This window comes from Pseudomonas sp., from assembly GCF_049645325.1.
In the GTDB taxonomy this organism is placed as follows: domain Bacteria; phylum Pseudomonadota; class Gammaproteobacteria; order Pseudomonadales; family Pseudomonadaceae; genus Aquipseudomonas.
The window spans coordinates 1-10133 of sequence record NZ_JBARTQ010000613.1 but is presented as its reverse complement, the minus strand read 5'-3'; the positions used below and the strand labels follow the sequence as shown (position 1 = coordinate 10133).

Here is a 10133-nt window from a genome sequence, read left to right as displayed (position 1 = left end):
GCACAGCAACTACACAAATCGCAGACATAAAAAAACGCCCCCGGCCTTTCGACCGGGGGCGTTTTTCATTCAGCCTGAGTTAACTCAGTTCTTGGCTTTCTTGGCAGCGCGGGTACGCTCGCCTTCGTCCAGGATCTTCTTACGCAGGCGGATCGACTTAGGCGTAACTTCGCACAGCTCGTCGTCCTGGATGAATTCCAGAGCCTGTTCCAGGGTGAAGCGAACAGGTGGAACCAGGGCGATGGTTTCGTCTTTACCCGAAGCACGCATGTTGTCGAGCTTCTTGCCTTTGGTTGGGTTGACGCCCATGTCGTTGTCACGGCTGTTCAGACCAACGATCTGACCGTTGTAGATCTCTTGACCGTGTTCAACGAACAGCTTGCCACGCGCCTGGAGGGTTTCCAGGGAGTAGGTCAGTGCCTTGCCGGTTTCTACCGATACCAGAACACCGTTCTGACGGCCGGACATGTCGCCGGACTTCATGGTGTCGTAGCGATCGAAGATCGAGGTCAGGATGCCAGCACCGTTGGTCAGGGTCAGGAACTGGTTACGGAAACCGATCAGACCACGAGCAGGGATGTTGTATTCCAGACGCACACGGCCTTTGCCATCCGGCACCATGTTGGTCAGGTCGCCGCGACGCAGGCCCATCTCTTCCATGACCTTGCCCTGGGATTCTTCCGGGGTGTCGATGGTCACGTCTTCAAACGGTTCCTGCTTCACGCCGTCAACCTGACGGATGATCACTTCTGGACGACCAACGCCCATTTCGAAGCCTTCGCGACGCATGGTTTCGATCAGTACCGAGAGGTGCAGCTCACCACGGCCGGAAACCTTGAACTTGTCAGCCGAGTCGCCTTCTTCAACGCGCAGAGCAACGTTGTACAGCAGCTCTTTGTCCAGACGCTCCTTGATGTTACGGGACGTCACGAACTTGCCTTCTTTACCGCAGAAAGGCGAGTCGTTTACCTGGAAGGTCATGGAAACGGTTGGCTCGTCAACGGTCAGAGGCTTCATCGCCTCGACGGTGTCCGGCTGGCACAGGGTGTCGGAGATGAACAGCGAGTCCATACCGCTCACGCAAACGATGTCGCCGGCGAAAGCTTCTTCAACGTCGATACGGTGCAGACCGTGGTGACCCATCAGCTTCAGGATACGACCGTTACGCTTCTTGCCGTCGGCGCCGACAGCAACAACCGGGGTGTTCGGCTTGACGCTACCACGAGCGATACGGCCAACGCCGATAACACCCAGGAAGCTGTTGTAGTCCAGTGCCGAGATTTGCATCTGGAACGGGCCTTCACGGTCAACCTTCGGCGGCGGAACGTGGTCAACGATTGCCTGGTACAGCGGGGTCATGTCTTCCGCCATGGCGGTGTGTTCCAGACCGGCAATACCGTTCAGGGCAGAGGCGTAGATCACTTGGAAATCAAGTTGCTCTTCGGTAGCACCCAGGTTGTCGAACAGGTCGAAGATCTGGTCCAGAACCCAGTCCGGACGCGCGCCTGGACGGTCAACCTTGTTGATGCACACGATCGGACGCAGGCCGGCTTCGAACGCCTTCTTGGTCACGAAACGGGTTTGCGGCATAGGGCCGTCTTGGGCATCAACCAGCAGCAGAACGGAGTCAACCATCGACATTACACGTTCAACTTCGCCGCCGAAGTCGGCGTGGCCCGGGGTGTCCACGATGTTGATGTGGTAGCCGTTCCAGTTGATAGCGGTGTTTTTAGCCAGGATGGTAATACCGCGCTCTTTTTCCTGGTCGTTGGAGTCCATCACGCGCTCGTCGTTGAGCTCGTTGCGCTCCAGGGTGCCGGATTGACGCAGGAGTTTGTCTACCAGGGTGGTTTTACCATGGTCAACGTGAGCAATGATGGCGATGTTACGTAGATTTTCGATCACTTGTGTATCTCGATCAGAGGATTCGGTGTGCTGACAGGTCGTGGCAGCGATTAACAGTAGAGTCAGGCCTTGCCGTTACAGCTTGACGGCAGAGTCGGGGGGCCGGTGACGCAGGCCACAGGCAAACAGCCCCGGGCTCTTAGCTCGGTCGATAAACGCGCACATTGGCATGCCCCTCACTGAGCAAATGGTGGGCATGCAGGCGACTCATCACGCCTTTGTCGCAATACAACAGGTACTGACGGCTGTTATCCAGTTCCTTGAAACGCGCGTTCAATGCGTAGAACGGCAGCGTTTGCACGTCGATGCCAGCGATTTCCAGCGGCTCATCTTCCGCGGCATCCGGGTGACGGATGTCGACGACGATCTGGCCGGCCAGGGCTTCGCTGACTTCTTCGATTTGCACATCCTGGCCCAATTCATCGATCACGCGATCAATTGGCACCATTTTGGCGTTCTCAAGCGCACGCTCAAGAATCGCCATGTCGAACTGTTGTTCTTCGTACTCCACGCGGTTGCGCTTGGCGTGGGTCTTGGGGTTCACCGAGATGACCCCGCAATATTCAGGCATGTGCTTGGCGAAATCCGCCGTGCCGATTTCTTCGGCCAGGTCGATGATGTCCTGCTTGTGACTGGCGATCAGCGGGCGCAACACCAGCTTTTCGGTCACGCAGTCGATCAGCGACAGGTTCGGCAGCGTCTGGCTGGACACCTGGGAGATCGCTTCACCGGTCACCAGCGCGTCGATCTGCAATTGATCGGCGATACGGGACGCAGCGCGCAACATCATACGCTTCAAAACCACGCCCATATGACTGTTATCGACTTTGCCGAGAATTTCGCCGAGCACTTCCTCGAACGGTACGCTCACAAATAGCACGCGCTGGGAGCTGCCGTACTTCTTCCAGATAAAGTGCGCAACTTCCATCACGCCCAATTCGTGTGCACGCCCGCCCAGGTTAAAGAAGCAGAAGTGGCTCATCAGGCCGCGGCGCATGATCTGGTAGGCCGCCACCGTGGAATCGAAACCGCCGGACATCAGTACCAGGGTCTGTTCCAGGGCGCCCAACGGGTAGCCGCCGATGCTGTTGTGCTGGCTGTGGACCACAAACAACCGTTGGTCGCGAATTTCCATGCGCACTTCAATTTGCGGCGCTTTCAGGGAAATTCCGGCGGCGCCGCACTCGCGACGCAGCTTGCTGCCAACGTATTTCTCGACGTCCATGGAGCTGAACGTGTGCTTGCCGGCGCGCTTGCAACGCACCGAAAAAATCTTGCCTTCGAGCGCGCTGCCGTAGTGCTGTTTGCACTTTTCGGTGATGTCGTCGAAGTCGCCCAGCGGGTACTCATCCACCTGCAGGAAATGCGCGATGCCCGGCATGCAGCTCAGGCGCTCGGTCATGTCCTTCAAGGCTTTGGCGTCGGTGACACGGGTTTCCAGTTCGAGGTTGTCCCACACACCGTTCACCACCACAGCCGGGTCCAGATCACGGAGCACGGCACGGATGTTCTTGGCCAACTGACGGATGAAACGCGTCCGTACCGGTCGGCTTTTGATGGTGATCTCGGGGAACACTTTTACGATTAATTTCATGGAAACAGCGCGCGCAGGGCCTGCCGAAAAAGGGGGGCGCGGATTATAGCGGAAATCGCTCAAGGTTTAACCAGTTAATATGCATCGTCGGTGACGTGCACCAAAACGGGTCATTTGCGCAAATAAACGCTACATTGCAGTGCGCGTTTTATTCCGTTTCAACGGATTGCACCGTTTTAGGGGCCATTTTGAGGCAAAAAGGCCATGTTGGCGCACTGGCATGCAATTTGCTCTCTTGTGAGGCAGGTTGCCTTGGTCGAGTATTCGCGCCGGCATCACCCACATTCTAAGGGCTAACTCCACTACCCCAGCCCGAAGCCACCCGGAGGACACCATGTCGAAGTCGGTTCAACTCATCAAAGATCATGACGTTAAATGGATTGATCTGCGCTTCACGGACACAAAAGGCACTCAGCACCACGTGACCATGCCGGCTCGCGACGCGCTGGATGATGCTTTCTTCGAAGAAGGCAAAATGTTCGACGGTTCCTCCATTGCCGGCTGGAAAGGTATCGAAGCTTCCGACATGATCCTGATGCCGGACGACAGCACTGCCGTGCTCGACCCGTTCACCGAAGACCCAACGCTGATCATCGTCTGCGACGTGATCGAGCCTTCGACCATGCAAGGCTACGACCGTGACCCACGTGCGATCGCCAAGCGTGCCGAGGAATACCTGAAGTCGACCGGTATCGGCGACACCGTATTCGTAGGCCCAGAGCCAGAATTCTTCATCTTTGATTCGGTCAAGTTCAAGTCCGACATCTCCGGTTCCATGTTCAAGATCTTCTCCGAACAAGGTTCGTGGATGTCTGACCAGGACATCGAAGGCGGCAACAAAGGCCACCGTCCAGGCGTCAAAGGTGGCTACTTCCCAGTTCCGCCGTTCGACCACGACCACGAAATCCGTACCTCCATGTGCAACGCCATGGAAGAAATGGGCCTGGTCATCGAAGTTCACCACCACGAAGTGGCGACTGCCGGCCAGAACGAAATCGGTGTGAAGTTCAACACCCTGGTTGCCAAGGCTGACGAAGTTCAAACCCTGAAGTACTGCGTACACAATGTGGCTGATGCCTACGGCCGTACCGCTACCTTCATGCCTAAGCCACTGTACGGCGATAACGGTTCGGGTATGCACGTTCACCTGTCCATCGCCAAAGATGGCAAGAACACCTTCGCTGGCGAAGGTTATGCCGGCCTGTCCGATACCGCCCTGTACTTCATCGGCGGCATCATCAAGCACGGTAAGGCCCTGAACGGCTTCACCAACCCGTCGACCAACTCCTACAAGCGTCTGGTCCCAGGTTTCGAAGCACCGGTAATGCTGGCCTACTCGGCACGTAACCGCTCCGCGTCGATCCGTATTCCTTACGTGTCCAGCCCACGCGCTCGCCGTATCGAAGCGCGCTTCCCGGATCCAGCAGCCAACCCGTACCTGGCCTTCGCTGCCCTGGTAATGGCCGGCCTGGACGGTATCCAGAACAAGATTCACCCAGGCGACGCCGCCGACAAAAACTTGTACGACCTGCCGCCTGAAGAGGCCAAAGAGATCCCACAAGTGTGCGGCAGCCTGAAAGAAGCTTTGGAAGAGCTGGACAAAGGTCGCGCGTTCCTGACCAAAGGCGGCGTGTTCTCCGACGACTTCATCGACGCCTACATCGCTCTGAAAAGCGAAGAAGAAATCAAGGTCCGCACCTTCGTACACCCACTGGAATACGAGCTGTACTACAGCTGCTGATCCGGTAGCGCCGCTTAACGTGGCGTGACAAAAAAGACCTCCCTCGGGAGGTCTTTTTTTTGCCTGGGATTCAGGCGCGAAGCGAGCGCCGGTCAAGCATATTGCCGACCATCAAGGTGCCCAGTGCACTGAGTTGGTGAATTGCCAGTGCAGTGTCGCGGTACTTGCCATCGAGCTCTTCGGACAAGTCCAGCAGCAACGCGCTGACCGAGGAGAATATCTCGAAGCTGTTGACCAGCAGGGACTCGTCATCGCTGCCGGGGTCGATGGTGATGACGGACGGGGGTGGATTGGGTGTTGGTTTGAACATTGTCTTAACTTCCTCGAATGAGGCCGCCAACGACTCGCTACTAAACGATTGGGTGGCAGCTGTACGCAGGTTAGTAGACCGGGGAAGTTAAGCAAAAACCGGCGCACCCGAGGATGCCCTACGCACAGCCGCCATAAAAGATCGGCACCGTACGAACTTAACTTGACCCTCAGGCTACTAAACCTGATCGCTGATAAGCAGCGACCGGGCAACCTTAGAGACGACAAGCCAGCCGTACAAGCCGGCGGATTCTGGCGTAACTGTAGGCAACCGCGCAAGTTGAGGTAGCCTTGGGCTGATACCGCCCCCACCCTGCAAACCCAATCAAAAATGTGGGAGCTGGCTTGCCTGCGATAGCATCGGCTGGGTATACCGGATGTACCGAGTTGCCCGCATCGCAGGCAAGCCAGCTCCCACAGGAGATCCGCTTTGAAACATCGACTTGTGTTCGCTTTGTTGTTCGTCAGCGCCACGGCCAGCGCCGCGCCCGCCACCCTCGAACCGCTGCTCAACAGCATCGCCGAACGCCTGGCCATCGCCGATCAGGTCGCCCTGAGCAAATGGGACAGCCACAAGGCCGTGGAAGACCGCCCACGGGAACAGGACGTGATCGCCAGTGTCCGGGCCCAGGCCCCGAGCTACGCGCTTGCCCCTGCGACGGCAGAACAGTTTTTCGCCGCCCAGATCGAGGCCAATAAACTGGTGCAATACACCCATTTGTCCGACTGGCATTTCAAGGGCAAGGCGCCCGACACCCCGCGCCCGGACCTGGTCGGAAAAATCCGCCCAGTGCTGGATCAACTGCAAAAGCGCCTGCTGCAACAACTGGCGGACTTCGGCCCGGAGCGCACCAGCCCGCAATGCCCGCAATGGGTGGCGACGGCCGTGCACCAACCGCTGTACGACCCGCTGACCCAGATCGCAATGACCCGCGCCACCGCCGAACTGTGCACTTACACACCTTGAAGTGAATCGAGCAAGGGCCTGCTGCATTCAGGGCCCTTTCCCACATCATTATTAGAACGGCAGACTTGTCTGATTCATCCCCGGTACTCGCCCCTCTAGGATGCGGCCCCCAACCGCCAATCGCCGACGAATTTTGTGATGAGCCTCACCCGCAGCGCCTTATGCTCGCTGATGCTTGCGCTCAGCCCGACAGCCGCAGCCCACGATGCCTGGACAGTCGAAGCGCCCTACCCGGGCAGCACGATTATCAACGCGCGCATCACCGGCACCGCCGCCCACGCGGACAAGACCAGCCTGGCGATCCTGCATGTCGCCTGCTACAGCGCGCCTTCGCGCCCGATGATCTCACTGCTGACCCACACCGATGAGCTGCACTTCAAACCCGGCATGTATGAAGGCCCGGATGCCCGCTCCACCGGCCCGCTCAGCCTCACCACCGGCACCTTGCCGACCCGCACCTACCGTGTAAACGGCTACTACAGCGCAGAACCCACGCAGCAACACGGCGTGCTGTTCAAACTCATCATGCCCGCCAACCGCCAGGAACTGCGCGAGTGGACTGCCGACGACATGCGCGGCCAACGCATCAAGATGACGCTGCCCTCCTCCATCCCCGGCGATTCACCGCTGACCGCCGAGTTCGTGCTGCCCCAAGACCATGAAGACCTGCACGAAGTCATCAAGCCCTGCCTCAACAATCGAAAGAACACCCCCAAGAAACCTCACTGAACCGCAGCGGCCATTCCCAACGCCGCTCTTCAGCAGTTCCTGAACAGACTTCGTAAAACTGCACTATATTGGTGCGATACATTGCACCCTTCCCACCTGATCTACCCATTTTGGTTCGAAACTTCCCGAGCAAGCTGGCAGAACGCCACAGTTTCGCGCCTGAAACACCCATTTCAGGGGTTTCGCGCTTCTTTTCGGAGCCTTGGTTTGGTTTTTGCATTTTCCTTGTATCAGCGTGTGCCTCAAGCCCGCGCCTTGCTCCAAAAGAGGTCCTGATGACCATCAGCGATGCACTGCACCGTTTGCTACTCGACAACCTGACCACGGCGACCATCCTGCTCAATGACGACCTGCGTCTTGAGTACATGAACCCGGCGGCGGAGATGCTCCTGGCCATCAGCGGCCAGCGCAGCCATGGGCAGTTCATCAGCGAATTGTTCACCGAGTCGGCCGAAGCCTTGAGCTCATTGCGCCAGGCCGTGGAGCAGGCACACCCGTTCACCAAGCGCGAAGCGATGCTCACCGCCCTCACCGGCCAGACGCTGACCGTCGACTACGCCGTGACCCCGATCCTGAGCAACGGCGCGACCCTGCTGCTGCTCGAAGTGCACCCACGCGACCGCCTGCTGCGCATCACCAAAGAAGAAGCGCAGCTGTCCAAACAGGAAACCAGCAAGATGCTGGTGCGCGGCCTGGCCCACGAGATCAAAAACCCCCTCGGCGGGATTCGCGGTGCCGCGCAGCTGCTGGCCCGCGAGCTGCCCGAGGAGCATCTCAAGGACTACACCAACGTCATCATCGAAGAGGCCGACCGCCTGCGTAACCTGGTCGACCGCATGCTCGGCTCCAACAAGCTGCCGTCGCTGGCGATGACCAACGTGCACGAAGTGCTGGAACGCGTTTGCCAGTTGGTGGAGGCCGAAAGCCAGGGCTGCATCACCTTGGTGCGCGACTACGACCCGAGCATTCCCGACGTATTGATCGACCGCGAGCAGATGATTCAGGCGGTGCTCAATATCGTGCGCAACGCCATGCAGGCCATCAGCAGCCAGAACGAACTGCGCCTGGGCCGCATCAGCCTGCGCACCCGCGCCTTGCGCCAATTCACCATTGGCCACGTGCGCCATCGCCTGGTGACCAAGGTCGAGATCATCGACAACGGCCCGGGCATTCCTGTGGAACTGCAGGAAACCATCTTCTTTCCCATGGTCAGCGGCCGCCCGGACGGTACCGGGCTGGGCCTGGCCATTACCCAGAACATCATCAGCCAGCACCAGGGTCTGATCGAATGTGAAAGCCATCCCGGCCACACCACGTTCTCGATCTTTCTGCCTCTGGAACAAGGAGCCCCATCGACATGAGCCGTAGTGAAACTGTCTGGATCGTCGATGACGACCGTTCTATCCGCTGGGTCCTCGAGAAAGCCTTGCAACAGGAAGGCATGACCACCCAGAGCTTCGACAGCGCCGACGGGGTGATGAGCCGCCTGGCGCGCCAGCAGCCGGACGTGATCATTTCCGACATCCGCATGCCCGGCGCCAGCGGCCTGGACTTGCTGGCGCGGATTCGCGAGCAGCACCCGCGTTTGCCAGTGATCATCATGACCGCGCACTCGGACCTGGACAGCGCTGTCGCGTCCTACCAGGGCGGCGCCTTTGAATACCTGCCCAAGCCGTTCGATGTGGACGAGACAGTGGCGCTGGTCAAGCGCGCCAACCAGCACGCCCAGGAACAACAGAACCAGGAAGCCCCGCCGGCCCTGACCCGCACCCCGGAAATCATCGGCGAAGCGCCGGCGATGCAGGAAGTGTTTCGCGCCATCGGGCGCTTGAGCCACTCCAACATCACCGTGCTGATCAACGGCGAATCGGGTACCGGTAAAGAACTGGTGGCGCATGCATTGCACCGCCACAGCCCACGGGCGGCCTCGCCGTTTATCGCACTGAACATGGCGGCGATTCCCAAGGACTTGATGGAGTCCGAGCTGTTCGGCCATGAAAAAGGCGCGTTCACCGGTGCGGCCAACTTGCGTCGCGGGCGTTTCGAACAAGCCGATGGCGGCACGCTGTTCCTCGATGAAATCGGCGACATGCCGGCCGACACCCAAACGCGTTTGCTGCGCGTATTGGCAGACGGCGAGTTCTACCGCGTTGGCGGGCACACGCCGGTCAAGGTCGACGTGCGCATCATCGCCGCGACTCACCAGAACCTCGAAACCCTGGTGCACGCGGGCAAATTCCGTGAGGACTTGTTCCACCGCCTCAACGTTATCCGCATCCACATCCCACGGATGTCGGACCGCCGCGAAGACATTCCGACCCTCGCCCGTCACTTCCTCAGCCGCGCCGCGCAAGAGCTGGCCGTAGAGCCGAAGCTGCTGAAAAGCGAGACCGAGGAATACCTGAAGAACCTTCCGTGGCCCGGCAACGTGCGCCAGCTGGAAAACACCTGCCGCTGGATCACGGTGATGGCGTCCGGCCGCGAAGTGCACATCAGCGACCTGCCGCCGGAGCTGTTGAGCCTGCCGCAGGACTCGGCCCCGGTGACCAACTGGGAGCAGGCCCTGCGCCAGTGGGCCGATCAGGCGCTGGCACGCGGCCAGTCGAACCTGCTGGACAGCGCCGTGCCGGCGTTCGAGCGGATCATGATCGAGACGGCCTTGAAGCACACCGCCGGCCGCCGCCGCGATGCCGCCGTGCTGCTGGGCTGGGGCCGCAACACCCTGACGCGCAAGATCAAGGAGTTGGGGATGAAGGTCGATGGCGGGGATGATGATGAGGGCGATGAGGGCTGATCTCAGCCCTTCCATCCACTGAAGATCTAATGTGGGAGCGGGCTTGCTCGCGAAAGCGGTGTGTCAGTCAACAGGTGTATCGACTGATCCGGCG

8 protein-coding genes are annotated in these 10133 nt (G+C 59.2%); 5 read left to right on the top strand and 3 right to left on the bottom strand.

Annotation, left to right across the window (positions count from 1 at the left end):
- Nucleotides 1-84: 84 nt before the first annotated feature.
- Nucleotides 85-1905: a translational GTPase TypA gene (gene typA / locus WBB95_RS25815; RefSeq protein WP_424490149.1), complete on the bottom strand. Its 1821-nt coding sequence runs from the start codon at nt 1903-1905 to the stop codon at nt 85-87.
- Between the two features lie 139 nt (nt 1906-2044).
- On the bottom strand, nt 2045-3499 hold the full coding sequence (thiI, locus tag WBB95_RS25810) for a tRNA uracil 4-sulfurtransferase ThiI (RefSeq protein WP_424490148.1): 1455 nt from the start codon (nt 3497-3499) through the stop codon (nt 2045-2047).
- A gap of 334 nt (nt 3500-3833) precedes the next feature.
- Between thiI and glnA the strand changes: the two genes are divergently transcribed.
- Nucleotides 3834-5240, top strand: coding sequence for a glutamate--ammonia ligase (glnA, locus tag WBB95_RS25805; RefSeq protein ID WP_322142850.1), 1407 nt, complete (start codon nt 3834-3836; stop codon nt 5238-5240).
- Nucleotides 5241-5310: 70 nt separating this feature from the next.
- On the opposite strand, the gene WBB95_RS25800 is transcribed toward glnA, so the two are convergent.
- Nucleotides 5311-5550, bottom strand: coding sequence for a DUF6124 family protein (locus tag WBB95_RS25800; RefSeq protein ID WP_424490147.1), 240 nt, complete (start codon nt 5548-5550; stop codon nt 5311-5313).
- A gap of 429 nt (nt 5551-5979) precedes the next feature.
- Here WBB95_RS25800 and WBB95_RS25795 point away from each other — a divergent pair, with 429 nt between their 5' ends.
- The 4 genes from WBB95_RS25795 (at nt 5980) to ntrC (ending at nt 10039) form a co-directional block, all read left to right on the top strand.
- Complete coding sequence (locus WBB95_RS25795; protein ID WP_424490146.1) at nt 5980-6516, top strand: chorismate mutase; 537 nt, start codon at nt 5980-5982, stop codon at nt 6514-6516.
- 138 nt (nt 6517-6654) lie between these two features.
- On the top strand, nt 6655-7245 hold the full coding sequence (locus WBB95_RS25790) for a hypothetical protein (protein WP_424490145.1): 591 nt from the start codon (nt 6655-6657) through the stop codon (nt 7243-7245).
- 275 nt (nt 7246-7520) lie between these two features.
- Nucleotides 7521-8606 (top strand): nitrogen regulation protein NR(II), encoded by a 1086-nt coding sequence (glnL, locus tag WBB95_RS25785; RefSeq protein WP_424490144.1) that lies wholly within the window; start codon nt 7521-7523, stop codon nt 8604-8606.
- The gene (gene ntrC, locus WBB95_RS25780) at nt 8603-10039 is read left to right on the top strand and encodes a nitrogen regulation protein NR(I) (protein WP_424490143.1); all 1437 of its coding nucleotides are present in this window, start codon (nt 8603-8605) and stop codon (nt 10037-10039) included. Before glnL ends, ntrC begins: the two co-directional genes overlap by 4 nt.
- Nucleotides 10040-10133: the final 94 nt, after the last annotated feature.